Annotated in this window: 29 protein-coding genes and 1 tRNA gene; 6 read left to right on the plus strand and 24 right to left on the minus strand. The window is 36.1% G+C overall.

Annotated features, from left to right (window positions below; all coding sequences use genetic code 11):
* Positions 1 to 88 precede the first annotated feature (88 nt).
* The 3 genes from DET63_RS00545 to DET63_RS00555 form a co-directional block, all read right to left on the minus strand.
* On the minus strand, positions 89 to 1,366 hold the full coding sequence (locus DET63_RS00545) for an MFS transporter (protein WP_002015154.1): 1,278 nt from the start codon (positions 1,364 to 1,366) through the stop codon (positions 89 to 91).
* A 122-nt stretch (positions 1,367 to 1,488) separates the two neighbouring features.
* Positions 1,489 to 2,100, minus strand: coding sequence for a superoxide dismutase [Mn] (sodA, locus tag DET63_RS00550; RefSeq protein WP_001052029.1), 612 nt, complete (start codon positions 2,098 to 2,100; stop codon positions 1,489 to 1,491).
* 223 nt (positions 2,101 to 2,323) lie between these two features.
* A tRNA-Ile gene (locus DET63_RS00555) sits at positions 2,324 to 2,397 on the minus strand.
* 239 nt (positions 2,398 to 2,636) lie between these two features.
* Between DET63_RS00555 and yqgB the strand changes: the two genes are divergently transcribed.
* The 3 genes from yqgB (at position 2,637) to ispG (ending at position 5,123) form a co-directional block, all read left to right on the plus strand.
* Positions 2,637 to 3,404, plus strand: coding sequence for a protein YqgB (gene yqgB, locus DET63_RS00560; protein ID WP_002034056.1), 768 nt, complete (start codon positions 2,637 to 2,639; stop codon positions 3,402 to 3,404).
* A gap of 66 nt (positions 3,405 to 3,470) precedes the next feature.
* Positions 3,471 to 3,854, plus strand: a complete 384-nt coding sequence (locus DET63_RS30075) for a hypothetical protein (RefSeq protein WP_181777884.1) — start codon at positions 3,471 to 3,473, stop codon at positions 3,852 to 3,854.
* A gap of 165 nt (positions 3,855 to 4,019) precedes the next feature.
* Positions 4,020 to 5,123 (plus strand): flavodoxin-dependent (E)-4-hydroxy-3-methylbut-2-enyl-diphosphate synthase, encoded by a 1,104-nt coding sequence (gene ispG, locus DET63_RS00570; RefSeq protein ID WP_161793976.1) that lies wholly within the window; start codon positions 4,020 to 4,022, stop codon positions 5,121 to 5,123.
* An 85-nt stretch (positions 5,124 to 5,208) separates the two neighbouring features.
* On the opposite strand, the gene DET63_RS00575 is transcribed toward ispG, so the two are convergent.
* The 4 genes from DET63_RS00575 to DET63_RS00590 form a co-directional block, all read right to left on the minus strand.
* Positions 5,209 to 5,622 carry a Fur family transcriptional regulator gene (locus DET63_RS00575; RefSeq protein WP_002015164.1) on the minus strand — a complete coding sequence of 138 codons (414 nt, stop codon included), beginning with the start codon at positions 5,620 to 5,622 and terminating at the stop codon, positions 5,209 to 5,211.
* Positions 5,623 to 5,635: 13 nt separating this feature from the next.
* Positions 5,636 to 6,469 (minus strand): metal ABC transporter permease, encoded by an 834-nt coding sequence (locus DET63_RS00580; RefSeq protein ID WP_002015165.1) that lies wholly within the window; start codon positions 6,467 to 6,469, stop codon positions 5,636 to 5,638.
* A complete protein-coding gene (locus DET63_RS00585) occupies positions 6,469 to 7,239 on the minus strand; it encodes a metal ABC transporter ATP-binding protein (RefSeq protein WP_002015167.1) in 771 nt (256 codons plus the stop codon). Before DET63_RS00585 ends, DET63_RS00580 begins: the two co-directional genes overlap by 1 nt.
* Before the next feature lie 180 nt (positions 7,240 to 7,419).
* On the minus strand, positions 7,420 to 8,298 hold the full coding sequence (locus DET63_RS00590; RefSeq protein ID WP_002015168.1) for a YitT family protein: 879 nt from the start codon (positions 8,296 to 8,298) through the stop codon (positions 7,420 to 7,422).
* 151 nt (positions 8,299 to 8,449) lie between these two features.
* Between DET63_RS00590 and DET63_RS00595 the strand changes: the two genes are divergently transcribed.
* Positions 8,450 to 8,704, plus strand: coding sequence for a DUF2624 domain-containing protein (locus DET63_RS00595; RefSeq protein WP_002088657.1), 255 nt, complete (start codon positions 8,450 to 8,452; stop codon positions 8,702 to 8,704).
* A 19-nt stretch (positions 8,705 to 8,723) separates the two neighbouring features.
* Here DET63_RS00595 and DET63_RS00600 read toward each other — a convergent pair whose 3' ends face one another.
* On the minus strand, positions 8,724 to 9,620 hold the full coding sequence (locus tag DET63_RS00600) for a deoxyribonuclease IV (protein WP_002088660.1): 897 nt from the start codon (positions 9,618 to 9,620) through the stop codon (positions 8,724 to 8,726).
* A gap of 250 nt (positions 9,621 to 9,870) precedes the next feature.
* On the minus strand, positions 9,871 to 11,181 hold the full coding sequence (locus tag DET63_RS00605; protein WP_002015172.1) for a DEAD/DEAH box helicase: 1,311 nt from the start codon (positions 11,179 to 11,181) through the stop codon (positions 9,871 to 9,873).
* A gap of 179 nt (positions 11,182 to 11,360) precedes the next feature.
* Here DET63_RS00605 and vrrA point away from each other — a divergent pair, with 179 nt between their 5' ends.
* Both vrrA and DET63_RS00615 read left to right on the plus strand, forming a co-directional pair.
* A complete protein-coding gene (gene vrrA / locus DET63_RS00610) occupies positions 11,361 to 12,074 on the plus strand; it encodes a VrrA/YqfQ family protein (protein ID WP_113935592.1) in 714 nt (237 codons plus the stop codon).
* Positions 12,075 to 12,163: 89 nt separating this feature from the next.
* Positions 12,164 to 13,114: a 4-hydroxy-3-methylbut-2-enyl diphosphate reductase gene (locus tag DET63_RS00615; RefSeq protein WP_002015175.1), complete on the plus strand. Its 951-nt coding sequence runs from the start codon at positions 12,164 to 12,166 to the stop codon at positions 13,112 to 13,114.
* A gap of 40 nt (positions 13,115 to 13,154) precedes the next feature.
* Here the strand turns inward: DET63_RS00615 and DET63_RS00620 are convergent, their stop codons facing one another.
* The 15 genes from DET63_RS00620 to DET63_RS00690 all read right to left on the minus strand — a co-directional run bounded on the left by DET63_RS00620 (position 13,155) and on the right by DET63_RS00690 (position 26,807).
* Positions 13,155 to 14,276, minus strand: a complete 1,122-nt coding sequence (locus DET63_RS00620) for a Nif3-like dinuclear metal center hexameric protein (protein WP_002129128.1) — start codon at positions 14,274 to 14,276, stop codon at positions 13,155 to 13,157.
* Positions 14,273 to 14,980, minus strand: a complete 708-nt coding sequence (locus tag DET63_RS00625; protein WP_002015177.1) for a tRNA (adenine(22)-N(1))-methyltransferase — start codon at positions 14,978 to 14,980, stop codon at positions 14,273 to 14,275. Before DET63_RS00625 ends, DET63_RS00620 begins: the two co-directional genes overlap by 4 nt.
* A gap of 167 nt (positions 14,981 to 15,147) precedes the next feature.
* Positions 15,148 to 15,504: a cytochrome c550 gene (cccA, locus tag DET63_RS00630; RefSeq protein ID WP_002015178.1), complete on the minus strand. Its 357-nt coding sequence runs from the start codon at positions 15,502 to 15,504 to the stop codon at positions 15,148 to 15,150.
* A 385-nt stretch (positions 15,505 to 15,889) separates the two neighbouring features.
* On the minus strand, positions 15,890 to 17,017 hold the full coding sequence (rpoD, locus tag DET63_RS00635; protein ID WP_000764062.1) for an RNA polymerase sigma factor RpoD: 1,128 nt from the start codon (positions 17,015 to 17,017) through the stop codon (positions 15,890 to 15,892).
* A gap of 59 nt (positions 17,018 to 17,076) precedes the next feature.
* Entirely contained in the window at positions 17,077 to 18,879 is a 1,803-nt protein-coding gene (gene dnaG / locus DET63_RS00640; RefSeq protein ID WP_002015179.1) for a DNA primase, read from the minus strand.
* A gap of 81 nt (positions 18,880 to 18,960) precedes the next feature.
* A complete protein-coding gene (locus DET63_RS30080) occupies positions 18,961 to 19,104 on the minus strand; it encodes a hypothetical protein (protein WP_162836445.1) in 144 nt (47 codons plus the stop codon).
* A gap of 664 nt (positions 19,105 to 19,768) precedes the next feature.
* On the minus strand, positions 19,769 to 20,581 hold the full coding sequence (locus DET63_RS00650) for a pyruvate, water dikinase regulatory protein (protein ID WP_113935593.1): 813 nt from the start codon (positions 20,579 to 20,581) through the stop codon (positions 19,769 to 19,771).
* A 29-nt stretch (positions 20,582 to 20,610) separates the two neighbouring features.
* The gene (gene ccpN / locus DET63_RS00655) at positions 20,611 to 21,243 is read right to left on the minus strand and encodes a transcriptional regulator CcpN (protein WP_002015181.1); all 633 of its coding nucleotides are present in this window, start codon (positions 21,241 to 21,243) and stop codon (positions 20,611 to 20,613) included.
* Positions 21,244 to 21,349: 106 nt separating this feature from the next.
* Positions 21,350 to 22,096, minus strand: a complete 747-nt coding sequence (gene recO / locus DET63_RS00660) for a DNA repair protein RecO (protein WP_002129136.1) — start codon at positions 22,094 to 22,096, stop codon at positions 21,350 to 21,352.
* 33 nt (positions 22,097 to 22,129) lie between these two features.
* Positions 22,130 to 22,273 carry a YqzL family protein gene (locus tag DET63_RS00665; RefSeq protein ID WP_000883924.1) on the minus strand — a complete coding sequence of 48 codons (144 nt, stop codon included), beginning with the start codon at positions 22,271 to 22,273 and terminating at the stop codon, positions 22,130 to 22,132.
* 176 nt (positions 22,274 to 22,449) lie between these two features.
* Complete coding sequence (gene era, locus DET63_RS00670) at positions 22,450 to 23,355, minus strand: GTPase Era (RefSeq protein WP_002088672.1); 906 nt, start codon at positions 23,353 to 23,355, stop codon at positions 22,450 to 22,452.
* On the minus strand, positions 23,348 to 23,746 hold the full coding sequence (locus DET63_RS00675; protein WP_113935594.1) for a cytidine deaminase: 399 nt from the start codon (positions 23,744 to 23,746) through the stop codon (positions 23,348 to 23,350). The genes era and DET63_RS00675 overlap by 8 nt, the downstream gene beginning before the upstream one ends.
* 99 nt (positions 23,747 to 23,845) lie before the next feature.
* Positions 23,846 to 24,199: a diacylglycerol kinase family protein gene (locus DET63_RS00680; protein WP_113935595.1), complete on the minus strand. Its 354-nt coding sequence runs from the start codon at positions 24,197 to 24,199 to the stop codon at positions 23,846 to 23,848.
* Positions 24,196 to 24,666, minus strand: a complete 471-nt coding sequence (gene ybeY / locus DET63_RS00685; protein ID WP_002088675.1) for an rRNA maturation RNase YbeY — start codon at positions 24,664 to 24,666, stop codon at positions 24,196 to 24,198. Before ybeY ends, DET63_RS00680 begins: the two co-directional genes overlap by 4 nt.
* Positions 24,663 to 26,807 (minus strand): HD family phosphohydrolase, encoded by a 2,145-nt coding sequence (locus DET63_RS00690; protein ID WP_002015188.1) that lies wholly within the window; start codon positions 26,805 to 26,807, stop codon positions 24,663 to 24,665. Before DET63_RS00690 ends, ybeY begins: the two co-directional genes overlap by 4 nt.
* Positions 26,808 to 26,860 lie beyond the last annotated feature (53 nt).

Raw genomic sequence — 26,860 nt, forward strand, 5'->3', positions numbered from 1 at the left:
CTATGTAATGTGAAAGGGACACCTTCATACAGGTGCCCTCACTGCTGTCTTACATCTTTTTCTATTCTAGCATAAAACACGCGATAAGTTAACCTTCTGGTTCAGTTTGATTCTGCGTGCTTCCTTGCGCTACAACACTGGTTTTGTTCACATTCCCCTCATCATATTTGACATTTTTAACTGCAAAATAAATAAGAAAATGTCCAGCTCCTAAAATACATAGTAAGAAAGGTAAACTTTTTTCAGGCGGAAAAAATATGACAGCACATAAAAAACTTAAAATGGAACAAATTCTTCCGGCATTTAACCATAATTCCCTGACCACTATATATTCTACACGCCATTCTCTCGCCTGTTTTGCTCTACCAATTACATCGTATGTCATTGAGCCGTACGGAACGAGTAAAATCGGATATGCAACCGCAATACATGCTGCATAAATAAGTAATTTCGTATATGTAACATTAAAAATAACTAAAAATACAACCGCGTATAAAATAATACCGCCAAGTAAAATTGCTTTTTTTCGCCATTCTTTCTTTAACATACGAGCAACTAAATAATAGCATACAAATGATACTGCAGAATTCACTAAACTATATTTCCCCAGTGCTAACTCGCTACCAGATGCTAAATAGACATATACCGAAATAACGAAAATAAACGTTCCCTCTCTCAAACCTTGGAAGAAATGAGCGCGCGTAATTCTTCCCCAGTTTTCATCAACTTGCCGCTCTTTCAATACTTGCACAATTTCATAGCGTCCTTCACATTCCCTCTTCGATAAAAAAAAGCTTAGAACGACTGCAACCGCAAATAGCATTAACGAGAGGAAGAAAACGACAGTATAACCACTCCATTTTTCCATACGTGAAATTGTATATCCTGCTGCTATCGGTCCAATCATTCCAGAGAACGATGTAAGAAGTCCTAGAAAACCGTTAAAAAAATCTCTTGTTTCTGGTTCTGTAATCTCAAATGTTAACAAGTTAAAAGCGAGCCAATAAAAACCATAACCAACTCCTAAAAGAGCTCCCATTAATAAAATATAGTGAGATGCACTTTTTCCCGCTACTAAAACGACGATAAAAAAAACAGCTAACGTGCCTACACCGATTCTCAATAAAATCGAGCGATCAATACGTTTCGCTAATTTCCCGCCCACAAGAAATGTTAGAGGCTGCAATACAACGCTGGCCAAATTATACAAGCCCAGATTCACATAATTTTGTGTTTGCTTCCATAAATAAATGTTTACAAACGTATTCGATAAAGAAATTGCGAGCGTGTATAAACCTCCTATAACGAGCAATAATACTAAATCCCGATTCACTTCAACATCACCGATTACATGTTTCCACTTCATACACAACTCTCCTTTACTTCATGTTCTAGTCTTCCAAAGACAAGCTCAATTATGTAAAAGGAGAACATAGAAAAAAGCTAGGAGAAAACCCCCTAGCTTTTTTCTAGCTGTATTAACTTTAATTATTTTGCTTCTTGGTAAAGTTTTTCAGCAACGTTCCAATCTACAACGTTCCAGAATGCACCGATGTAGTCAGGACGACGATTTTGGTAATTTAAGTAGTAAGCATGCTCCCAAACATCTAAACCGATAACTGGAGTTTTACCTTCAGTTAGAGGAGAATCTTGGTTTGGAGTGCTTGTTACTTCTAATTCACCATTGTTTACTACTAACCAAGCCCAACCAGAACCGAAGCGAGTTGCGCCAGCTTTTGCGAATTCTGCTTTGAATGCATCGAAGCTACCGAATTTCGCTTCAATCGCAGTTGCAAGTTCGCCTACTGGTTGTCCCCCGCCGTTTGGAGATAGGATTGTCCAGAAGAATGTATGGTTAGCATGTCCGCCACCATTGTTACGTACTGCTGTACGGATTGCTTCAGGTACTTCGTTTAAGTTTGCAACTAATTCTTCAACGCTTTTGTCAGCTAATTCTGCATGACCTTCTAAAGCAGCGTTTAAGTTTGTAATATACGTGTTGTGATGTTTTGTATGATGGATGTTCATTGTTTCTTTATCAAAGTGAGGTTCTAAAGCATCATACGCATAAGGTAAATTTGGTAATTCGTGTTTTGCCATTGTTATATTCCTCCCGGTTTATGTATTGCCACTACATATGTGACCTACAACTTCATTCTACCCTAATTGCCATAGGGTGCAAACAAATAAATCGCTTTGTCTTGCTATCATTAAAGTAGCAAAATTCCCACTTCTTTTCAATTAAAATGCTCATATATTCCGAAAAAAAGCTTCCTTCTACAAGGAAGCTTCCTGCTGACATAATAAACATATGAAATGGATATGGACCCTGTAGGACTCGAACCTACGACCGGACGGTTATGAGCCGTCTGCTCTAACCAACTGAGCTAAGGGTCCACGATTATGTATGTACCATTAAAAACAACTAAATTCCAATCGGATATATCGTTTGAAAAATGTAAGATAAATTTACCATATACGAAAGAAAAGTGTCAATTGTATTTTTCTCTACTAAAAGAAGTAAATTAATAAGAAGGAATTTAGTCTTCTCTACTATATGTAAATATAATATATCTTGAGCTTCTCTAGATTCGTACGTTACAATGATTTTATACATACATAAAGGAAGTGAATCTATGTCCATTTTTACACAGCTAGCAAAAAGCGTATATTCGCCTAAAGATATGGCGCTTTTCCGTTTTCAAAAAATCGGTAAAACCATTTTGTATATTATGCTTCTTTGCCTAATCACTACTATTCCAAGAACTTTCTTGTACGGTAGCGTTATTCAAGATGGTGTTAACATGGTAAATAAAGTAATCGAAAAAGATTTACCTGATTTTAAAATTGAAAATGGCGAGCTAACAGCTGATATTGATCAACCTATCGAAAAAGAAGATGGAAATGCCCTTTTCGTATTTGATCCAAATTCAACAGACTTAGAAAAATATCAAAATAAAACAGGTTTATTTGTTTTAAAAGATAAAGTAGTCTCCATGGGGAATGGTCAAACACAAACATACTCCTATAATGACTTATTAGGCGCATCTCTTGAGAAAAAAGATTTACAAGATTTCATTTCGTTATTTGACAGTATTTATCCAATCTTATTATTCGTTATTGGGTTCTTACTGTACTTGTTCCAATTATTTATTACCTTTGTAGGAGTTACATTGCTTGCCTTCATCGGTTCTGCGATGAGCGGTCAACGCAAATTATCTTATAAACAAGTTTGGACATTAACTGCTTACAGCTACACAATTCCAACAATCTTCTTTATGATTATGGATTTATTCAAAATAAACGTACCTGGCGCAACATTCATTTACATTGCAGTTGTTTTAATCGTTCTATACTTAACAATTAAAGAAGTTCCAAAGCCGAAAGAAAAACAAGAACTATAAAAAAAATGCCTAAATAGGCATTTTTTTTTTGGACAAGCATATATTCCTAGCAAAGGAGTGAAGGATATGAAGAGATTAGGTGTACTCTTATTCGTGCTTGTCCTCGGTTATATATTTTATTACGACATAAAAATCGGTACTTTACCGATGTTAAGTTCATACAAAAAAACATCTGCTGCCCAAACGATAAAAAAAGAAAATACAGATACAAAACAAAATAAAGAGAAAGAAACAGAAAAAGAAAAAGAAAAAGAAAAAGAAACGGATACAGCTTATAAAGCAATCGAAGTAAAAACTGGCGATACAGTTCTTTCTATTACAGAAGCGATTAATAAGAAAAAAATTCCTTCTATTGAAAAAGTAATTGATGATTTTAAGCAATTAAATAAAAATACATCTGCTACAAAAATCCAAGTTGGAAAGTCTTATAAATTCCCCTTATATCAATAAGCAATCACTTAATCCTTGTCAATTACATAAAGGCGCTGATACAATAGTAAAAGTGAAACCGAGTACTTTGGTTTCTATACCCCTTTCTCACACATACTATCATTGATGTAAGGGACTAAAATAAGAAACTTCTTTTATAAGGAGAGCGATCAATTCGTGAATGAAATGACTCAACGCACAAAAACACGTCCAGTTAAAGTCGGTAATTTAACAATTGGCGGTAACAATGAATTAATTATACAAAGTATGACGACAACAAAAACGCATGATGTTGAGGCTACAGTTGCTGAAATTAAACGTTTAGAAGAAGCTGGCTGTCAAGTTGTTCGTGTTGCTGTTCCAGACGAACGCGCAGCAAATGCTATTGCTGATATTAAAAAACAAATCAACATTCCACTTGTTGCTGATATTCATTTTGATTACCGCCTTGCTTTAAAAGCAATCGAAGGCGGCATTGATAAAGTACGTATCAATCCAGGTAACATTGGACGTCGCCATAAAGTAGAAGCTGTTGTAAATGCAGCGAAAGAGCGTGGCATTCCAATCCGTATCGGTGTAAATGCCGGCTCATTAGAACGTCATATTTTAGAAAAGTATGGATATCCAACTGCTGATGGTATGGTCGAGAGCGCACTGCACCATATTAAAATTTTAGAGGACTTAGATTTCCACGATATTATCGTATCAATGAAAGCCTCTGATGTTAACTTAGCAATTGAAGCATACGAAAAAGCTGCTCGCGCTTTTGATTATCCATTACATTTAGGTATTACAGAATCAGGAACATTGTTTGCTGGGACTGTAAAAAGCGCCGCCGGTCTTGGAGCAATTTTAAGTAAAGGCATCGGAAATACACTTCGTATCTCTTTAAGCGCTGATCCAGTTGAAGAAGTAAAAGTTGCACGTGAACTATTAAAATCATTCGGTCTTGCATCTAATGCCGCAACACTTATTTCTTGTCCAACTTGTGGTCGTATTGAAATCGACCTAATTAGCATTGCTAATGAAGTCGAAGAATACATCTCCACACTTAAAGTTCCAATTAAGGTTGCAGTACTCGGCTGTGCCGTAAACGGTCCTGGTGAAGCTCGTGAAGCTGACATCGGTATTGCCGGTGCACGCGGAGAAGGTTTATTATTCCGTAAAGGGCAAGTCGTTCGTAAAGTACCAGAAGAAACAATGGTAGAAGAACTGAAAAAAGAAATTGATGTAATCGCTGCTGAAATGGCTGCCGAACGAGAAAAAGAAAAAGAAAAACAAGAACAATAAAAAGAAGGTTGCCACAATTTTTGTGAGCAACCTTCTTTTTACATTCAAATTAAAAACTCGTCAGTTATATAACTGACGAGCCCTCTCATTTTGCACATTTTGGGCAACGACCATATATTTCAAACTTATGCCCCGTTACCTCATAACCTTTAAAATCTTTATTCATAAAATCCATTGGGCAGGAATTAATCTCTTTTGTACCACCACAATCTAAACAAATGAAATGATGATGATGTTCCATAATGGAGCATGTAAAACGGAAATGCTTTTCACCATTTAATTCCGTTTGCTCTAAAACACCGACTTCAGCAAAAACCGTTAAGTTACGATAAATCGTATCAAAACTAAGTCCTGGATAATCACCCTTCATATGCTCTAAAACATCTTTCGCAGTTAAATAACGATTATGAGCTGCGAATAACCTCAGCATTTCTTCCCTTTTCCCTGTATGTTTGTATCCCTTTTCCTTCATTAGGCGTAAAGCTTCTGTTAGATTCATACCTATCCCTACTTTATGCAGTTTTTTTCTTTTTCCATAAAATTGCACCAATTAAAATAAGAACCGCTATCATAACAATTGTACCACCTGGAGCTAAATCAAGTTGATACGAAGCAAACATTCCACCAATTACTGCAATTTCACCAAATAAAATGGAAAAGAAAATTGTTTGTTTAAATCCTTTTGCAATACGAATACTTGCTGCAACTGGTAACGTCATTAAAGATGATACGAGAAGAACACCTACAACACGCATTGATACCGCAATTACAAGAGCAACTAATATAATGAAGATAAAGTGAATCCACTTTGCACTTAAACCGGTTGATACAGCGTATTCCTCATCAAATGATAGTAAAAACAACTCTTTGTATAATAAAACAATCGTCGCAATAACAACAATTGCTACTATACCAATAATAATTAAATCCGCACTTGTTACAGCACTTACACTACCAAATAAATAACTAAATAAATCCGTATTGAATCCATTAGCAAGTGAGATGAAGATAACTCCAATCCCCATCCCTGCTGAAAGTATAATCGGGATTGCTAACTCTTGATAATGTTTATATACAGTACGTAATTTTTCAATTAGCAATGCTCCACCGATTGAAAAAAACATCCCCATATATAAAGGGTTTAAAAACCCACCGGTAAAGATTGTCTTTTCAAGTAATAAACTTGCTGCAATTCCTGATAACGTCACATGACTTAATGCATCCGCAATAAGCGACATGCGGCGAATTACAACGAACACGCCGATAAGTGGTGCGACAAGCCCTATTAAAATACCAGCGTATAAGGAATTACGTAAAAAATCATATTGTAAAAAATCCTGTATCATTATATCCTCCCGTGATGCCCATGTTCATGTTCTAAGCGATGAACATGATGTCCATATAAAATCGACATTTCTGCATCTTCTAACTCTCGGAATTTCTCTACATTCCCATGGAAATGTAAATGCTGATTCAAACATGCAACATGCGTCACCTTCTCTGTTACAGCACCCATATCGTGCGTAACAAGAATTAACGTAATTCCCAATCTTTTGTTTAAATCCTCTAGTATCTCATAAAAACTTGCCACATTCTTCACATCAATCCCAACAGTAGGCTCGTCCAAAATAAGCAATTCCGGATCACTTACAAGTGCACGAGCAATAAATACACGCTGTTGTTGTCCGCCAGAAAGTTCTCCAATGTTGCGACCTCGAAACTCGCTCATACCTACATCAGCAATCGCTTTTTCTACTTTCGCATTATCGTCTTTCGTAAAAAAGCGAAAAAGCCCTTTTTTCGAAACGAGCCCCATTGAAACAACCTCGAAAACAGTTGCCGGGAAACCTGAGTTAAAGCTACTTGCCTTTTGGGATACATAACCAACTTTATTCCACTCTTTAAATTTCTTACTATCAATGCCAAACAATCTAATACTTCCTTGCTTTGGTTTTAAAACACCCAATAAGCATTTAAGTAAAGTCGATTTCCCTGAACCATTCGGTCCAACTAAACCTAAAAAAGCTCCCTTCGGAACTTGCAAATTAATATCTTCTAACACGTTGCGATCTTCATACCGAAACGTTAATCCTTCTATTTCCAATATATTATTCATAGCATCTCACCTATTTTAATTCAGAATGATTCCGATTTATCTCTATTTGAATTATAGTACAGCTTATTATAGTTGTAAACCAATCTGCCTAAAATATATTCTTTATTTCAAGAAACCTTATTATTATAACAAAAAGCAGAGAAGAATTCTCTGCTTTCAAAAGATATTACAATTAACTTTTTAGTGAATTGCTGATTTAAACTTACCACCATTTGTCTCTTGTGTATTCATAATCGTAACAAATGCGTTTTCATCAATTTCATGCACAATTGATTTTAACTTCGTCACTTCCAGACGTGTTACAACTGCATAAATAACTTCTTTTTCTTTATCTGTATAGCCACCTTTAGCAACAAGTTTTGTTGTTCCACGACCAAGGCGGTGTAAAATTGCATTTGATACTTCCTCATATTGATCCGATACTATTAAAACTGCTTTCGTTTCGTCTAATCCTTGAATTACCGTATCAATTGTTTTGAATGCGATATAGTACGTCATAACAGAATACATCGCTTGTTCAACACCAAAAACAAATGCTGCCCATGCAAAAATGAATAAGTTCACAAACATTACGAATTCACCAACAGAAAACGGTAATTTCTTCGTTAATAGAATTCCCATAATCTCGGTCCCGTCTAACGATCCACCATGACGAATAACAAGTCCTACACCAATCCCTAAAATAAGACCGCCGAAAACTGTTGCTAAAATCGGCTCTGTTGTAAATGGCGGGATAGCATGCAACGTTGATTCAATAAATGCTAAAGCTACAATTCCAAATGCTGAAGATAACATGAATGTTTTTCCAATTTGCTTATACCCGGAGTACATAAAAGGAATGTTGAGGATAACAACTAAAGTAGAAAAGCTTAACCACCAAATATTAGGAGTAAGATAATCTAATATAAGAGAAATACCAATAATTCCACCATCAATAATTTTATTTGGCATTAAAAACAGTTCAATCGCTACCGCCGCACACGCTGCCCCAAAGACAATCATAACTAAACGATATACAAGATGAATAACACTTTCTTTTCGATGTTGCTTTTTTTCCATAAGTCCTCCTTATACTCTTTATCTATAGTTTTGTTCTTATATTATAACATAAGCTTCTTTTCCCCATTGAAAAAATGCACCTTGATACGAATATGTACAAGCTATGCGTACATATATTTCGATAGAAGAACGTGTGAAGGAGGACAACACGATGAACCTCATTAAACAAATTGTGAACAAAAAATTAAATCATATTTCTACAAAAGAACTATTGAAATATAGTAAAGAATACGAAGTTCCAATCACAACTGCACAAGCTGATAAAATCGTTTTACTTATGAAAGGGAAAAACATTAACATTTACGATAATACCGAACGACTAGATTTGTTAAAACAAATCGCTAAAGTAACTACTCCTGCCACTGCCCAACAAGTAAATATTTTATTTCAGCAGCTATTAAAATAAGGAGGGGAAAATCCCCTCCTTATTGCGCTTTAATTTTTTCAAGAATTCCTTCATCAAAAGTACCATTTTTCAGCATTTCGATTTCTAATTTATATGGTGGCTTCTTATCTTTTTTATCTTCACCTACATACGGCGTTTCAAGAATTTTTGGTACGTGCGTAAGTTGTGGGTGATGCACAATGTGATGCAATGCCTTATAGCCAATATGACCAAAACCAATATTTTCATGACGGTCTTTTCCAGCTCCGCGTACATTTTTGCTATCGTTAATATGAAGTACTTGTAAACGATTTATCCCAACAATTTTATCAAATTCGTTTAACACACCGTCAAAATCATTTACAAGGTCATAACCTGCATCATGCGTATGACACGTATCAAAACATACAGATAGTTTTTCATTATATTTCACACCATCAATAATTTTCGCAATTTCTTCAAAGCTACGACCGCATTCCGTTCCCTTTCCTGCCATCGTTTCTAACGCAATGTTAACCGTCTGCTCTGGCGTTAATACTTCATTAAGCCCTTTAATAATTTGTTGAATACCAGCATCCGCTCCTGCACCAACGTGCGCACCTGGGTGAAGAACGATTTGTTTCGCTACACCTAATGCCGATGTTCTTTCAATTTCCATGCGAAGGAAGTCTACACCTAATTGGAATGTTTCTGGCTTCGTCGTATTCCCAAGATTAATAATGTATGGCGCATGTACGATAATTTCTTCAATACCGTTTAGTTCCATATGTTTTCTTCCTGCTTCTATGTTCAATTCTTCAATTGGTTTTCTTCGTGTATTTTGCGGTGCACCTGTATAAATCATAAACGTCGTTGCACCGTATGAAACAGCCTCTTCACTTGCTGCTAATAACATTTTCTTACCACTCATAGAAACATGAGATCCAATCTTTAACATACAATCACCTCTTCAATATACAATAGATATAATGATAGCATAATTTGTAGAAATATGTAGCGAATTGTTTGTTCACACAAAAGGCACTACATAAATTAAACAGACTATTCAAACACTCTGAACTCTATACTTAAATTAACCCAATAAAGCGAAACTTTAGTCAACGTTTTTTCTACCCCTCACTAATTATTAGTCTGCATTACTCGACTTTCTCTCAAGTAGTGAGATAAAAAAAAATAAGGGAAATCCCTTATCTTTTTTTATTGCTATATTTTTTCTTCACTTTGTCACGTTCTGTTGCAAGTTTTCGTTTATAGTTTGGTTTTACTTTTTTCGGCTTTTTAACAACTTTTGTTGCCATAACATCTAGTCCATCACTTGGTTTTTTACGGCTCTTACGACGACGACGGTCACCTAAATCCGCCCATTCATCTCCGCGTAAATCCACATGCTTAAACTCGATATGACGTTGTTTTTCCAAACTATCTAACGCTTCTTCATTTGCTGGATCATAAATCGTCACTGCAATACCTGAATGACCCGCACGTGCAGTTCTTCCAACACGGTGAACGAAGAAATCTAAATCTGGTGGAAGTTCATAGTTAATAACATGGCTAATTCCTTCAATATCAATACCGCGTGCCGCCAAATCTGTTGCGACAATGTATTGGAACTCTAAATCACGAACTTGTTTCATCATTTTTCTACGATCACGTGGTGATAAATCACCGTGTATACGCCCTACTTTTAATCCACGTTCTGCTAATCCATCGGCTACTTCGTCAGCCTTCTTCTTTGTGTTTGTAAAGACAATTGCTAAATATGGTTTAAATTGAAGTAGCATATTTTTCACTAATTCAGTTTTATTACGGTGTCTTGAAGGCACAAGGTAATGATCAATATTTCCTGCTGCAACTTGCTTCGGATTAATATGAATATGTTCTGGATTCTCCATATATTTCTTCAAAAATGGTTTTAATTTTTGAGGAATTGTTGCAGAGAAAACTAACATTTGCAGATTTTTAGGCATACGTGCCGCAATTTTATCTACATCTTGAATGAATCCCATATCAAGCATTAAGTCCGCTTCATCGACAATAATAGTATCCGCTTTATAAACAAATAGCGCCTTTTCTTCTACTAAATCTTTAATACGTCCTGGCGTTCCAACTACAATATGAGGTTGTTTTTTCAACTTTTCAATTGATCGTTGTTTATCAGTTCCACCAATTAAACAGCGTGCTGTAATCATTTGATCTTCTGCACAGAACTTTGTTAGTTTTACAATTTCTTCGTAAATTTGTTGTGCTAACTCACGAGTAGGCGCTGTAATAACAAGTTGTACCTCTTCACGACTTGCATCAATTCTGTTTAATGTAGGAAGTAAGTATGCATGTGTTTTCCCAGAACCAGTTTGGGATTGTCCAATTATACTCACACCTTTTTTCACGACCGGGAAAATTTTCTTTTGAATTCCTGTTGGCTCTGTAAAGCGTAGTTCACGAACTGCATCTATTAAAAATGGTTTAAAATCATACTGTGTAAAAGTTTGTAGTGTCATAAGTTACACCTTCTTTCTAAAATTTCTACTGCGCACAAATCAGTCAAGTCTACATTATATCGAAATCTACAAGTAAAATCCATCTTTAGTTTAGGTTTTTATCTCAAAAACTAACCTTCTTTCCTTCCATTGCATATTGTATGTGTATATACCTAACTGAAGAAAGGAGGATTTCCCACATGTTTCCGAAATCCCCTATAAGACAAATGTATCCGAATCGAGGACAACAATCTTACACACCATATCCGATTCCACAACTACCACCGATGGCTCAAAAAAAGAAAGGTTTCCTTGCTAAACTCTTTAAAAAACACGATCCAACCGAACCTTTCATGCAAATGGTCCCTCCTTATCGACAAATGGAAGGGCCACCGATGATGCACCAACAACCGCCGCCCCAATATCAACAGCAACAGCCATACCAACAACAATATACACAACAATATCAGCCATACCTGCAGCAATATCCAGAGCAGATGATACCACCTCAAATGTATGAATCAAATGATACACGTGGTGCTGCGTCAGCTACAACTGCAGCGGCATCTAGCAGCGGCATCGGTAGTTTTTTTTCAAATTTAATTTCGAACCCAACTAATATGATAAATAATATCGAAAAAGTATCTCAAGTCGTGCAATCTGTCGGTCCTGTTGTCGAACAGTACGGTCCCATTATGCGTAGTCTACCAAGCATTGTTAAAATCCTCACCTCTGGAAAAAGTACGGAAGAAAATCAAACTGAAGATGCAACAGAACAGGTTGAGGTAGCAACTCCACCCCCTCCACCTCCAAAAAGGAAACGAAAAAAAATAGTGCTTGAACCGGTAATAGAAAAAGAGGTTCCGAAAGAACCCGTTCAACAATCAGCAACAAAACCAAAACTATATGTGTAACAATCCTTTGTTTTCTATCCACTCCTCCTTTATAATGTAATGGACTATGCACAAAAGTATCCCTTGTTTAGAAGGAGAGGATTACTCACATGAAGATTGTTAAAATTTCCCCTCGTGGTTATTGCTATGGTGTTGTTGACGCAATGGTTATTGCACGTAACGCCGCATTAGATAAATCATTACCGAGACCCATTTATATTTTAGGTATGATTGTTCACAATAAGCATGTCACAGATGCTTTCGAAGAGGATGGCATCATTACATTAGACGGTCCAAGTCGATTAGAAATTTTAGATAAAATCGATTCTGGTACTGTTATTTTCACTGCACACGGTGTTTCTCCAGAAGTTAAACAACGTGCAAAAGAAAAAGGTTTAACGACAATTGATGCAACTTGTCCAGATGTTACAAAAACACATGACCTTATCGAAGCAAAGAAAGCTGAAGGATACCATGTCATTTATATCGGCAAAAAAAATCATCCAGAACCAGAAGGCGCAGTTGGTATCGCACCTGATATCGTTCATCTTATCGAAAAAGCTGATGATTTAAAAACACTAGAAATTCCAACTGATAAAATTTTAGTTACGAATCAAACAACAATGAGTCAATGGGATGTTCAACATTTAATGGAGGACATTCAGAAAAAATTCCCAACAGCAGAATTCCACAAGGAAATTTGTTTAGCAACTCAAGTTCGCCAAGAAGCTGTCGCTAAACAAGCTGATGTTGCAGATTTAACAATTGTTGTCGGTGATCCGAAAAGTAACAACTCAAACCGTTTAGCACAAGTATCACAAGAAATCGCTGGTACGACAGCATACCGCGTTGCAGACGTAAGTGAAATCCAATTAGAATGGCTACAAGGTGTAGAAAACGTAGCTGTTACAGCAGGTGCTTCTACTCCAACGCCAATTACAAAAGAAGTTATTGCTTTCTTAGATCAATATGACCCAATGAATCCAGCTACATGGGACAGAATTCGAAAAGTACCACTTCAAAAGATACTACCTCGTGTAAAAGTGAAAAAAGAACAATAATAAAAACCGTTGCCTACATGAGCAACGGTTTTTATTTTTCTTATACAAATGTGAATGGATCTGTATGTAACTGCGAAGCGTGAATGTGTACATTGAATTTCTTCACATCTACTTTTTCTTGCAATTGTTTTTGTACACCTTGCTTCATTACTTTTTCAACGTTATGTCCTGGATCGACTATATTTAAACCAATCATCATCGCATCGTGAGCAACATGATAATACATATCACCTGTTACATATACATCTGCTCCTTTAAATTTCGCTTGGTTTATATATTTATTACCGTCACCACCAAGTACAGCTACTTTACGCACCTTATCATCTAACTTTCCAACAACTCTTGCACCCTTTACATGTAATGATTGTTTCACATGTAAAGCAAACTGCTCAAGCGTCATTTCTTCTTGTAAATACCCTATTTTACCAAGACCTAATGTTTCACCTTTATTATCAAGCGGATATACATCATATGCCACTTCTTCATATGGATGGGCTGCCAACATCGCTTTAATAACTTTTCTTTGTAATGAAGCTGGAATAATCGTTTCGACACGTATCTCTTCCACACGTTCTAACTGCCCAGTTTCTCCGATATAAGGATTTGTACCTTCTTGAGGGATAAAAGTACCTACCCCTTCGCTACCGAACGTACAGTGGCTATAATTACCGATATGACCTGCATCCGCATCTCCAAGAGCTTTGCGCACTTCTTCTGCATGGGTTACTGGAACAAATACAACAATTTTTTTCATTTCTTCTGCATATGTAGGAGCTAATACTTCTGTATTTTGTAACCCTAACGCATCAGCAAGTAAATCATTTACCCCGCCCTTAGCAATATCTACATTTGTATGTGCGGCATAAACCGCAATATCATTTTTAATACACGTTTCAATAATTCTTCCGTACGCCTTATCTGTATGAATCGCTTTTAATGGATTAAAGATTAAAGGGTGATGCGCTATAATGATATTTGCTCCTAATTGGATTGCCTCGTCCACAACTTCCTCAGTTACATCTAATGCGATTAATACGTGCTGCACAGGTTTATTAAGCGCTCCAATCTGTAAGCCAATCTTATCCCCTTCCATCGCTAAATGCTTCGGATACATACCTTCAAACAAAGAAATAATTTCATGACCATTCGGAATTTTACTCATGATAAAACCTCTCCTATCATTTTCATTTTCGCTTCTACTTCTGCACGCTTCGCTTTCTTCTCTTCAGACTCTGCTGCACGCTCTAACTGTTTTAAAATATTTTGGAAGTTTTTCAATTCCCCTTCCCACTTTTCAACAAAAGCTTCACTTTTTTCTTTTATTAGAAATGGACCCATAAACAATTCAGTTTGTTTATTTTCAGAGTAAGGTACTGCTGTATCTCCTCGTTCTCCGACTAAAATCTCGTAAATCTTTCCGTCTTCTATTACAATTTTCTCACGGATAAGCTCCCATCCATTTTCAATAAACCATTCACGGATATGGTGTGCTGCAATATTCGGCTGTAAGATTAAACGTGTTACACCTTCTAATTTTTCTTTACCACTTTCTAAAATGTCACGAATTAACGCTCCACCCATACCAGCAATCGTAATAACATCTACTTCTCCTGGCACTATAACAGCTAATCCATTCCCTTTACGAACGTCTACTTTATCTTGCAAGCCACTTTCAGCTACAGTTGCTTGTGCAGAGCGAAACGGTCCATCTACAACCTCTCCTGCAACTGCTTTCGTAGCAATATTATTTATAATTGTATAACACGGTAAATACGCATGATCCGATCCAATATCAGCTACTGTAGAGCCTACCGGAATCTCCCTCACAACTTCTTCTAATCGTTTCGAAAGCTTTACTTCATTCATGTATTTCCATTACTCCTTCTCTTCTCAGTCTGTCTCCATGATAATGAATTTATAGTAGTTGTTGCAAGTCCATAACAACACTTCAATTCTCTATTACTAATCGTATTTTAGAAAGTATAGAAAAACAAGCCTTTTGCACAAAAGCAAAAGGCTTGTAATACGAAACTTTATTTTTTCTTCGATAACCAATCAGCTACTTTCGTTGCTTGATCAGCTGGAATTAAATTAGCTGGCATATTTCCTTTTCCTTTTGAAAGAACTTCTTTAATTTCATCTTTCGAAAGTTTCCCACCAATTTTTTGTAAATTAGGTCCCACTGCCCCTTGTAACTGATCACCGTGACAGCTCGTACAGCTTTGCTTTACAATATCCTCTGGCTTTGATGCTGTTTGTGCTGGTTTCCCACCATTTTTTGCATCAGCTAACTCTTTAGATTTATTTAGCCCCTGAAATGAAAATACAAACATAACGATAATACCTAATGCTGCAATAAGAGCGAACGGAATCAACGGATTACGTTTCATATCTCTTCTCCCCCCTCTATACCGCTAAATAGTTAGATGATTCAGTCATTTATATTGTACTTGAAAACGCCCTATCAGAAAAGAGCAAACTACTACTTGTTAAAAATATTCCGTAAATTCATTTTATTGATTTTCACTATTATATCGCATATTATTTCGATAATTACTAACGTTTCTCATCATATTTTTTACTTTTCTACATATTATTTTGTATATAATAAACAAAATAAATCGAAAAATCGAAAAATGAGCATTTGCAAATCAAAAGACAATTCTGTAAAATAAATTACAAGAAATTGTAATCGTTGCCGATAGCTAAATTTTAACAAAAATTAACAAAATAAAAAAGTTTACTTCACAAAAGTGAAGTAAACTTAAAGGTAGCCTATTCTAAGAAATCCTTAAGACGCTTACTACGGCTTGGATGTCTTAATTTGCGAAGTGCTTTCGCTTCAATTTGACGAATACGTTCTCTCGTTACGCCGAATACTTTCCCAACTTCTTCAAGCGTACGAGTTCGTCCATCATCTAAACCAAAACGAAGACGCAGAACATTTTCTTCACGATCTGTTAGTGTATCTAACACATCTTCTAATTGTTCTTTTAGCAATTCATACGCTGCATGGTCCGCAGGCGATGTTGCTTCTTGGTCTTCGATAAAGTCACCTAAATGGGAGTCGTCTTCTTCACCAATTGGTGTTTCAAGAGAAACTGGCTCCTGTGCAATCTTTAAGATTTCGCGTACTTTTTCTGGAGCAAGATCCATTTCTTCACCAATCTCTTCAGGAGATGGTTCGCGTCCTAAATCTTGTAATAATTGACGTTGTACACGGATTAACTTATTAATTGTTTCAACCATATGAACTGGAATACGAATTGTTCGCGCTTGGTCTGCAATCGCACGTGTAATAGCTTGGCGAATCCACCAAGTTGCATACGTACTAAATTTAAAACCTTTACGGTAGTCGAACTTTTCAACTGCCTTAATTAGACCCATATTTCCTTCTTGGATTAAGTCTAAGAAAAGCATACCACGGCCCACGTAGCGCTTTGCAATACTTACTACAAGACGTAAGTTTGCTTCCGCAAGACGGCGTTTTGCTTCTTCATCGCCTTCTTCAATACGTGTCGCAAGTCGAATTTCTTCTTCAGCAGATAGTAAGTCTACACGACCAATTTCCTTTAAGTACATACGAACAGGGTCATTGATTTTCACACCTGGCGGCACACTTAAATCATTAAGGTCAAATTCTTCTTCCGTTTTTGTAATTTGACGATTATTAGGACCTTCGTCGTTGTCATTGTCACCAACTAAGTCAATCCCTTGTTCACCTAAATATTCATAGTATTCATCCATTTGATCGGATTCAATTTCAAATCCATTCATGCGTTCTGCAATCTCTTCATATGTAAGAACGCCACGTTTTTTTCCGAGCTCAGTGAGTTGTTCTTTCACTTGCTCAAGGGTCATTTCAGTTTCAATTTGTTTAGAACGAGCTGGTTTATCAGCCATCTGTTCCCCTCCTTACGCGAGATACAAACATTCATTATACTAAAACTTTATCGAAAAAGCTATTTTCTTGCTTTTTGACTTTGTAAATATGCCACATAATATTTAGCAGCCTCTACAGGATCTGTTTTTTCCATTTGTTTTACTTTAAAGATAATTTCCATCTTTTCAAGTTTTTCTTTATGGCGTCTTAGCGCCTCCAAATGACCTTGTAACGCTTCTTCTGTGTACTCTGGATTAATAAATTCATCCGTCGAAATATCAGTAATAATATTTTTCAACTTTTCATCAGAGAGCCAACTTAAAAATGTTCCGACTGAAGGTTCATTTCCCTTTTCATAATATGCGTATAGTTCATATAAAATCCCTTTATGTTCTTCTGTATAAAAATCTTCTATATGAGGTTCCATACGCACTGTCACTTCTGCACTTTGCAACATATGGTAAATAATTTCTCTTTCTGCCCTTTCAAAACCTGTTAATTTCGGTTTCGTTTGAACAATTTGAGATGGCTTAGAAACCTGCTTTATTTGTTTTTGCTGTACCTTTTGTTCTTTGCGATATTGGTGCAATTGATTCAAAAGTGTTTCCATTGAATACGAAAATTCTTGCGATAATGATTTTAAATATGATTCCGCCTGCATCGCATCCTGTAGCAATGATAACTCTTTTAAAACACTTTTTACATATTCTTCTTTGCCAGACTCATCTTGCAAATTTTTCCCTAAACGCAAATAATTTATTTTGAAACCAACAAAACTTATACTTGATTTCACAAGATTTTCAAAAGCGGTTGTCCCATATTGTTGCACATATTCATCAGGGTCAAGCTTATCTGGCAAGGATGTAACTTTTACTTGGCAACCAACTTGCAATAGTAATTGCCCTGCTTTCATCGTCGCTTCTCGCCCTGCTTTATCACCATCATAGCAAAGAACAACAGTTTCAACGTTACGTCGCAGAAGTTTCGCTTGTTCTTCAGTTAAAGCTGTTCCCATTGTCGCAACAGCTTCTTCCACACCACTTTTCACCGCGGCTAGTACATCGGCATAACCTTCAAAAAGGACAACCTGCCCACGTTTTCTAATAAACGGCCTTGCTTGGTGGAAATTATACAACAGCTTACTTTTGTAAAAAATCGGTGTTTCAGGACTATTCAAATATTTCGGAGTGTCATCTCCTAATGCCCTTCCACTAAACGCTATCACCTTACCTTGTAAAGTATAAATCGGAAACATAACTCTTCCGCGGAAGCGGTCATAATGACTGCCATCCTTCTCACTTCTTACAAGAAGGCCAGCCTGTTCCATACTAGATAGCGACAAACCTCTTTTTTGTAAAATTTTCGTCGCTGCATCCCAAGCTTGTGATGCATAACCAATTTCAAATTTCTCAATCATCTCTTTTGTAATACCACGTTTTAATAAATATGAAAGTGCTTCATTTCCTTCTTCTGTATTTACTAATAAATGATGATAATACTTTTTCAAAAGTTCATGAGCCTGTTGCATGATGACAGTGTCATCAGATATGTCTTCTTGTTGTTGTTGTCCTTGCCCTGATGTATATTCTGCAACTGCAATTCCATTTCTTTCGCCAAGCTTTTGAACAGCCTCTGTGAAAGCAAGTCCTTCCATTTTCATAAGAAAAGAAAATACATTTCCACCTTCTCCACATCCGAAACAATGAAAAATTTGCTTATCAGATGAAACAGAGAATGAAGGAGAATTCTCACCATGAAATGGACAAAGGCCGAAATAGTTACGCCCCTGCTTTCTAAGTTGAACATACTCACCAATCACTTCTACAATATCGGATGATGTCCGAATCTGTTCAACAACTTCTTCAGGAATTCTGTTCCCCATAACTCCATCTCCGTGTCGTATTTTGTATTCGATATAAATTAAAAGATTCCTTTATAATTCGACAATATTTTTCTAAATTTGTTAGAAAGTACTGTCGATCACATTGTGTAAACGATTTTGGACCTTTCGTATAAGTCCCCAGTCTGCGTAAATTCGCAGATACATACTACTATATAAAATTGTATACATTTGCTCATCTGTTACAAATGTATCTCCTGGAGACAATACATATACTCCTTTTTCACAAGAAGACTAGCAAGAAGCACTATAGCCTGTATGATCATGAGATCTGTAGCTTTTGCATGTTAATAAATATAACAGTCAACTTCATCTTGCTCAGAATCTACATAGACCCAATTACCTTGCTGTTTTCTTGAACGATGAGCATAGGATACGACAAACAAAATTTCGACATAAAATTTTGTTCCAACTTGCACAATTGCATTCTTCACGGGATACGCATCTGCATCAAATAATATCTTATCTGATGTTTTGCATATTTCTGTATTCTACATCCCTTCTGTGAATCCTTCCATAATGTGCGTTTTCTTGTCTAGATTTTGTCGATTTAACGTAAATACATGTCTTTTTCGAAAATCCTATCCCTAGTTTATTCTGAAAAATTAAAGTCTAAACGTAAAATATAGGTTTTTATCACAATTTTTTATTATAATATATTTTCTTCAACTACGCTACATATCCCTTTAATTTTCATCTTACACTTAAAGATAACGAAATCGTTCCTTTAGCATAATTAAAAAACAGAAGAATATAAGTATAACCATTCCGCTATATTCTATTACTAAGCCGAAAGTTCATGCTCTACTTCGCATCTTCCTCTAACGCCTTCTCACGAGCGAAAAAAGCACATTCACCTTTGGTAAATGTGCTAAAACATTTTTTGGTTTTGCACTGCATTCACAATAATATTTGCTGTTTCTTCAATTGCCTTATTTGATACATCAATCACTTGACAATTTATTTTACTAATTACTTCCTCAAAATGATCAATTTCTTCTTGAATACGATTAATATTTGCATATGTTGCTCCATCACTTAATCCAAGTGATTTCAATCGTTCTTTTCGAATATGATTTAACTTATCTGGTATAATTTTCAAACCGAAACATTTCTCTTTTGCCACTCGATATAATTCCTCAGGCGGATCCACTTCCGGTACAAGTGGTACATTAGCAACTTTCAAACGTTTGTTATGCGCTAAATATTGTGAAAGTGGTGTTTTTGATGTACGTGAAATTCCAATCAACACGATATCAGCTTTTAAAATACCACGTGCATCTCTACCATCATCATACTTAACTGCAAATTCAATCGCTTCAATTTTTTTAAAGTACTCTTCATCTAATCTTCGAACGACACCTGGCTCATACCTTGGTACTTGCCCTGTAATTTCTTCAATTTGATCGATAAGAGGTCCGATAATATCGTATGCCTCTACTCCTTCTTTTGCCGCTTCTGTCAATAAATATTGACGCATATCAGGCTTTACTAACGTAAAACAAATAAGCGCTTGATTGCTCTTGGCAATCGAGATTACTTCTTTTAATGTCCCTGTATCTTCTACATACGGTACACGCCTAATATCAGGAGCGAATGGGAACTGTCCCATTGCCGCTCTAACAACCAAATCAGCAGTTTCTCCTACAGAGTCAGATACGACATATACGATTTTATTATCCATTACATTACCTCACTTTAAACAAATTACACTTATTCGTTATTTACTAAATTTACAAACGCACGTGTAATATTTGTTTTTGTAATTCGTCCAATCACTTCTAAACCTTGTTTCGTATCCTTCACAACCGGCATCGCATCAATCTGTCTTTCTATTAATTCCATCGCAATATCATATAAAGAATCCTCCCTGCGACACATCGCAATGTTTGGCATCCTTGTCATGATAATATTAACCGGAAGAGAGGTTAAATCCTGCTTTCCTAAGCTAGCTCGTAATAAATCTTTACGAGATACAACGCCAACTAATAAAGTAGCTTGATCTACAACAAATAATGTACCAACGTCCTCTAGAAACATAGTACAGATTGCATCGTATACTGATACATTTTTATCAATTACAGCCGGTCTAGATTGATAATCTTGCACTTTAATTTTCTTAACAGCTTCAGATAATAGCTGTCCCCCGGTTTTACCCGTATAAAAATAACCTACACGTGGACGCGCTTCTAAATAACCAGCCATCGTTAAAATTGCTAAGTCTGGTCTTAGCGTTGCACGTGTTAAACCCAATTGCCCAGCAATTGACTCCCCTGTAATAGGACCGTGATCTTTTACAATCTGAATGATATGCTCTTGCCGTTTATTCAGCTCTATGATAATCACCACCTTTAATGCACAACGAAAAAAGTTATACTATCTCTTAAATATTATATACTAAATATGCTATTCGAAAAAGAAAGTATGTAAAAAGGACCCTATACGGCCCTTTTTATATTTGAAACTTATCAAGTTGTTCCAAGAAACGCCTTGTTTTCAAATAAATCCCACAATATTCGTCATAATATGTATTCAATACTGTGCGCATTTGTTTTTTTGTACTATCCTTCACCGATACATTACCGAGCCGGTGTAAATCAAAGTGAAAAAAGAGACGTAATAATTTATGAACAGCCTCTCCCACCGGAATACGATACGGATCTTGCTCCGCATGACGCGAGCACAGAAAACCGCCTTCCCGGACAGAGAAGGCGACAAAATCTGTTTCTTGATGACAAATAGCACATGTATCAAAGTACGGGCGCATCCCTAATACCGGAAGCATTTTCGTTTGATAAATTAATGATAATACTTCTGGATCAACACCCTCACACATATAATGCAACGTTTGATATAACATTTCAAATAAATACGGATTATGCTTCTTATCTTCTGTTGCTTTATCGGTTAATTCAATAATAAATGATGCATAAGCAGTTAAAAATATATCCTCACGAATTTCTTTCATAGATGAAATAATCTCGCCTTGTTGCAAAGTTCCAAGTCCAGATCCCATTTGAATAAGAAAATGACCATGTGTCATAAGTTGCGAAATAGCTGCTAACCGACTCTTCGGCTTTTTCGCCCCTCTTGCCATTGCACTTACCTTACCAAATTCCCGTGAGTATATTGTAACAATCTTATTTGTTTCTCCGTAATCAGTCGTACGGATAACAATGCCCTCAACTTTTTGAAACATGTTCGTCACCATCCAAGGTTTGAACAAAACGGGTCAAGAAATTGGAGAGTCTAGATGCGCTAACTCCTCTTCATGTTGATCCATCTCATCGTTTACGTCTTTTTCCATTTCTTTCAAAAGCAAATACGTTTCAATGCTTCCTGTTTTGGAGAAAAACTTCCAGGTAAAATCTAGCATAAGAATCCACCTTTCTCAATAAGCGTAGCCTATAAACCAATTTCTTTTGTTGTTATTAAGTTGACCCATTTTGTTCATTTTCATGTGAGAAAAATTTTTCCTAATTTATCAAGGTTCATAAAAACCAATAATCAGCGGATGAACAAAACATCCACTGATCACAACTTTACTTCATATTAATACTCGTCTTCACGGAAACCAAGGTCACGAAGCTGTGACATCTTATTACGCCAATCTTTTTGCACTTTCACCCATACTTCTAAAAATACTTTAGAACCAAGAAGTGCTTCAATGTCAAAACGAGCTCTCTTACCGACTTCTTTTAACATCTTCCCTTGCTTACCTATAATAATTCCTTTTTGTGATGCACGTTCAACAACAATCGTTGCGTTTATATAAACCGCTCCGCCCTCACGCTTTTGAATTGCATCAATAACAACCGCTACAGAATGCGGTACTTCTTCACGTGTTAAATGTAATACTTTTTCACGAATAAGCTCTGAAATAATAAATCGCTCTGGATGATCCGTTACTTGATTATCCGGGTAATATTGCGGTCCTTCTGGTAAATACTTTTTAATTGCTCCGATTAACGCTTCAACGTTATTACCGTCCAATGCAGAAATTGGCACAATCTCCGCGAACTCATATAATTTACGATATTGATCAATCAACTCCAGCAATTGCTCTGGATGAAGTTGGTCAATTTTATTAATTACCAAAAATACCGGTTGTTTCGTTTCTTGTAATTTCTCAATAATAAATTCCTCACCACGACCATATCCTTCAGTTGCATTGACCATAAACAAAACAATATCAACTTCTTTTAATGTCGTTTGAGCCATCTTCACCATGAAATCGCCTAGTTTATGTTTAGGTTTATGTATTCCTGGTGTATCAATGAAAACTACTTGTGAATCATTTTCTGTATATACACCTTGAATTTTATTACGAGTTGTTTGTGGCTTATCGCTCATAATAGCAATTTTTTGGCCAATAATACGATTTAAAAATGTAGATTTCCCAACATTCGGTCTGCCAATAATAGAGACAAAACCTGATTTATAACCTTTTCTATTCATGTAAATCCTCCGCTAAAAATGCTCCTGGTAACAATTCTCCGACTGTTGTCTCTTGAACATCACCATGTAAGTTTGATAGGTATACTTTCGTATCCTGTTTACATAATTCTATCATAACTTGTCGACATGCTCCACAAGGAGGTACTGGACGCTTTGTATCCGCTACGACTGCAATAGCTACAAACTCGTTATCCCCTTCAGAAATCGCCTTAAATAACGCTGTTCTTTCTGCACAGTTACATAAACCATATGATGCATTTTCAACATTACATCCACGATATATTTTTCCATCCTGAGTTAGTAAAGCTGCACCTACTTGAAATTTAGAATATGGTACGTACGCTCGTTTACGCGCTTCGGTTGCTTCTTGAATTAATTGTTCGCTATTCATATTCCCGCATCCTTTCCGTTCATAGATGTGAATAGATACACTCTTTCATTAAAGGCCTTCACGGCGCTCCCAAAGCTTAATAAAAGCTTCGGAATGCAACTATACCATATACGGTAAAAAGATAATAGCACCAATTACAGCAGCTATAATTGCAAATAATAAAACTGCCCCTGCTGCAACATCCTTTGCAACTTTTGCAACCGGATGAATATCGACGGTTGCTAAGTCTACTGTTTTTTCAATAGCCGTATTCACCATCTCTAAACTCATTACAATCCCTATCACAATAAGTACGACAATCCATTCCATTGTTGTAATATGGAAATAAAAGCCGCAGCATATAACGATGACTGCGGCTAAATAATGAATTTTCATATTTCGTTCATGACGAAGACAAAAGTATATACCAGCTATAGCATATCCAAAACTATCTAAAAGTTTTCCTGTTTTCATCGTCCTAATCCAAAGGCCTCTAAAATTTCTTTTTGTCTTCCAAACATTTCTTTCTCATCTTCTTCTGTCATATGATCATAACCAAGCAAATGCAAAAAGCCATGTAGTGCTAAAAACCCAAGTTCTCGATCAAAAGAATGTCCATATTCTTCAGCTTGTTCTTTTGCTCTCGGAATAGAAATAATAAGATCTCCTAACATACGCGGCATCTCTGCACCGACAATTTCCATTTCGCCTTCTCCCATTTCTTCCATAGCAAAAGAAATAACGTCCGTAGGCTGATCCTTATCTCGGTAATCACGGTTTATTTCACGAATACGTTCATTATCTACAAATGTAACCGATAATTCTGCGCCTTCTTCTATGTTCTCCATTTGGGCTGCTTTCTCTACTAAACCTCGAATCAAACTTATATATTCGTCTTTCACTTCTTCTGTTTCATCAATAAAATCAATTAATAAACTCATTCTTTCTCCTTTTCTTCCGGCGGTTCCGGATATGTAATACGGGAATGGAAAATACCATTTAACGTTTCACATAACGTTTTTCCAACGATTTGTAGTTCCTTAAATGTCAAATCACATTCACTAAATTGACCATCTTGCAGGCGATCTTTAATAATACTTTGCACTAAATTATTAATCTGATCTGGTGTTGGATGGTTCATCGAACGTACCGCCGCTTCCACACTATCAGCAATACCAACGATCGCCGACTCTTTAGAAGTTGCTTTTGATCCTGGATAGCGGAACATTTCCTCCGTATATTTCTCTTTATCTTCTTTAATCGCATTATAATAAAAATATTTAAGTAACGTTGTACCATGATGCTGTCCAGCAATATCGATAATTTCTTGAGGTATATGGTGTTCTTCTAACATTCTCACCCCATCGGTTACATGAGCAATTATAATATCTTTGCTCGTTACAGGGTCTAATCTATCATGCGGGTTTTCAATACCCATTTGGTTTTCAATAAAAAACTGTGGTTGTACCGTTTTCCCTACATCATGATAATACGCCCCTACACGCGCTAATACTCCATTTGCTCCAACTGCTTCACAAGCAGCTTCTGAGAGATTAGCTACCATTACACTATGGTGATATGTACCTGGTGCTTCTAATAAAATTTTACGCAAAAGCGGGTGATTCGGACTTGAAAGTTCCATCAATTTCATACTCGATACAATCCCAAGACCACTTTCTAAATACGGTAAAATCCCCATAGCTAGAACAGAAGAGATAATACCCGAAACAGCAGCCATTAATAATTGCACCCCAATTTCAAGAGGCGAAAAATTCCCGTTACGTAATAATAGCAAAGCCGCTAATACGACTACATTTAATACAGAAACGAGTATACCAGCTTGTAAAATCATCGTACGACGATTTTTTTCTCTCAAGAAAATACTAACTGATAATGAACTTAATAAAACATAAATCCCCACACTATAATTCAGTGTACTCGTTACACCTTCATTAAACATAATACTTCCGCATACAGAAAAGATCATACTCGTTAAAAATACAAATCGATCACCAATCATTAATTTTACAAGTATTGTTCCCATTGCAACTGGAACAACATACGCGATTCCTGCATACTCAAGCTTTTGAAACAAACTAATGATTTTCATTAAAACAATCGTGATAGACAAAATTGTAATATACGCTAAGACATACGGCCTATCTTCTCTTTTCCGCTGTAAAAACACTTCAAACTGCTTATGCATAAAGTACAATAGCACACCAATGAGTACCGCTAACCCAACATAGGGTTGAAAACTGTTCCCTTTTTCTAACAGACCAACTAATTTCAACTGATTGTACATATCACTTGAAATCGTTTCACCTTCTCTAACAAGGACTTGCCCTTGAAGAATATAAACAGGTGGAACTAAATCTTCTTCCGCTTTTCTCTTCTCTTTTGTTAAGGTCGGATCATAAAAATAGTTTGCAGAAATCGCATATTTCCCTAACGCCTTAATAGATTCCTTTAAACCATTATCAACATTAACACTATTCATCTCACTTACATATCGTTCCTTCGCATCCTTCAATTCATCCATTTTAACATGCTCAGTCATGATACTATTAATAGCTGTAACTGTTGCATCTTTCGCTAATACTAATTGGTTCGAATCCGCATTAATTAAGTTCAGTAAGTTTGAATCAGATAATTCTTTCGTTAAATCAGTAGGCAATTTTTTTTTCAACTTGTCCACTTTTTCAGCATCAGTAATCTTTTTTTGCTCATCCGGTCCAACCGCTTTAATCTCTTGTATCACTTCATCTACTTTAGCAAAGACGTCATTCACAATATCCACTTTATTTTGTTTATACTCACTTTTATATGTATATTGATCTTCAACTTTTGTAGCGGCTTCTTTTTTCTTTTTGTCCGTTGTAACTTTATCTTCAATTTTAATAGGAGAATGGATTGTTTTTTTCGCAATAGAATATGTTGTAACATCTAATTGCTCTGGTTTTACATTATTCATAAGTGCAAAAAACAGCACTGCCCCTAATAAAACGTAAGAAATCCAACTTAGTTTTTTCGAATGTTGTAAATTACGAAACCACTTAGAAATTTCTTGAGATCTTGACATGATTTCAATACCTTCTCCTCTCCAGAAATAAAGTGAAACTATTTATAGCTTTC

Origin of the sequence: Bacillus sp. DB-2, from assembly GCF_003315125.1 — a bacterium.
GTDB classification, from domain to species: domain Bacteria; phylum Bacillota; class Bacilli; order Bacillales; family Bacillaceae_G; genus Bacillus_A; species Bacillus_A mycoides.

Coding starts and splice junctions, on each gene's coding strand:
- DET63_RS00600 (WP_002088660.1), bottom strand. CDS start 9,620: ATGTTAAAGATTGGATCTCATGTTTCTATGAGTGGTAAGAAAATGTTA.
- sodA (WP_001052029.1), bottom strand. CDS start 2,100: ATGGCAAAACACGAATTACCAAATTTACCTTATGCGTATGATGCTTTA.
- DET63_RS00575 (WP_002015164.1), bottom strand. CDS start 5,622: ATGAATCTAACAGAAGCTTTACGCCTAATGAAGGAAAAGGGATACAAA.
- ispG (WP_161793976.1), top strand. CDS start 4,020: ATGACTCAACGCACAAAAACACGTCCAGTTAAAGTCGGTAATTTAACA.
- DET63_RS00580 (WP_002015165.1), bottom strand. CDS start 6,469: ATGATACAGGATTTTTTACAATATGATTTTTTACGTAATTCCTTATAC.
- recO (WP_002129136.1), bottom strand. CDS start 22,096: ATGTTTCAAAAAGTTGAGGGCATTGTTATCCGTACGACTGATTACGGA.
- DET63_RS30075 (WP_181777884.1), top strand. CDS start 3,471: ATGAAGAGATTAGGTGTACTCTTATTCGTGCTTGTCCTCGGTTATATA.
- DET63_RS00585 (WP_002015167.1), bottom strand. CDS start 7,239: ATGAATAATATATTGGAAATAGAAGGATTAACGTTTCGGTATGAAGAT.
- DET63_RS00595 (WP_002088657.1), top strand. CDS start 8,450: ATGAACCTCATTAAACAAATTGTGAACAAAAAATTAAATCATATTTCT.
- vrrA (WP_113935592.1), top strand. CDS start 11,361: ATGTTTCCGAAATCCCCTATAAGACAAATGTATCCGAATCGAGGACAA.
- DET63_RS00665 (WP_000883924.1), bottom strand. CDS start 22,273: ATGCTAGATTTTACCTGGAAGTTTTTCTCCAAAACAGGAAGCATTGAA.
- DET63_RS00680 (WP_113935595.1), bottom strand. CDS start 24,199: ATGAAAACAGGAAAACTTTTAGATAGTTTTGGATATGCTATAGCTGGT.
- DET63_RS00690 (WP_002015188.1), bottom strand. CDS start 26,807: ATGTCAAGATCTCAAGAAATTTCTAAGTGGTTTCGTAATTTACAACAT.
- era (WP_002088672.1), bottom strand. CDS start 23,355: ATGAATAGAAAAGGTTATAAATCAGGTTTTGTCTCTATTATTGGCAGA.
- dnaG (WP_002015179.1), bottom strand. CDS start 18,879: ATGGGGAACAGAATTCCTGAAGAAGTTGTTGAACAGATTCGGACATCA.
- cccA (WP_002015178.1), bottom strand. CDS start 15,504: ATGAAACGTAATCCGTTGATTCCGTTCGCTCTTATTGCAGCATTAGGT.
- yqgB (WP_002034056.1), top strand. CDS start 2,637: ATGTCCATTTTTACACAGCTAGCAAAAAGCGTATATTCGCCTAAAGAT.
- rpoD (WP_000764062.1), bottom strand. CDS start 17,017: ATGGCTGATAAACCAGCTCGTTCTAAACAAATTGAAACTGAAATGACC.
- DET63_RS00675 (WP_113935594.1), bottom strand. CDS start 23,746: ATGAATAGCGAACAATTAATTCAAGAAGCAACCGAAGCGCGTAAACGA.
- DET63_RS00590 (WP_002015168.1), bottom strand. CDS start 8,298: ATGGAAAAAAAGCAACATCGAAAAGAAAGTGTTATTCATCTTGTATAT.
- DET63_RS00620 (WP_002129128.1), bottom strand. CDS start 14,276: ATGAGTAAAATTCCGAATGGTCATGAAATTATTTCTTTGTTTGAAGGT.
- DET63_RS00545 (WP_002015154.1), bottom strand. CDS start 1,366: ATGAAGTGGAAACATGTAATCGGTGATGTTGAAGTGAATCGGGATTTA.
- DET63_RS00615 (WP_002015175.1), top strand. CDS start 12,164: ATGAAGATTGTTAAAATTTCCCCTCGTGGTTATTGCTATGGTGTTGTT.
- DET63_RS00625 (WP_002015177.1), bottom strand. CDS start 14,980: ATGAATGAAGTAAAGCTTTCGAAACGATTAGAAGAAGTTGTGAGGGAG.
- ybeY (WP_002088675.1), bottom strand. CDS start 24,666: ATGAGTTTATTAATTGATTTTATTGATGAAACAGAAGAAGTGAAAGAC.
- DET63_RS00650 (WP_113935593.1), bottom strand. CDS start 20,581: ATGGATAATAAAATCGTATATGTCGTATCTGACTCTGTAGGAGAAACT.
- DET63_RS00605 (WP_002015172.1), bottom strand. CDS start 11,181: ATGACACTACAAACTTTTACACAGTATGATTTTAAACCATTTTTAATA.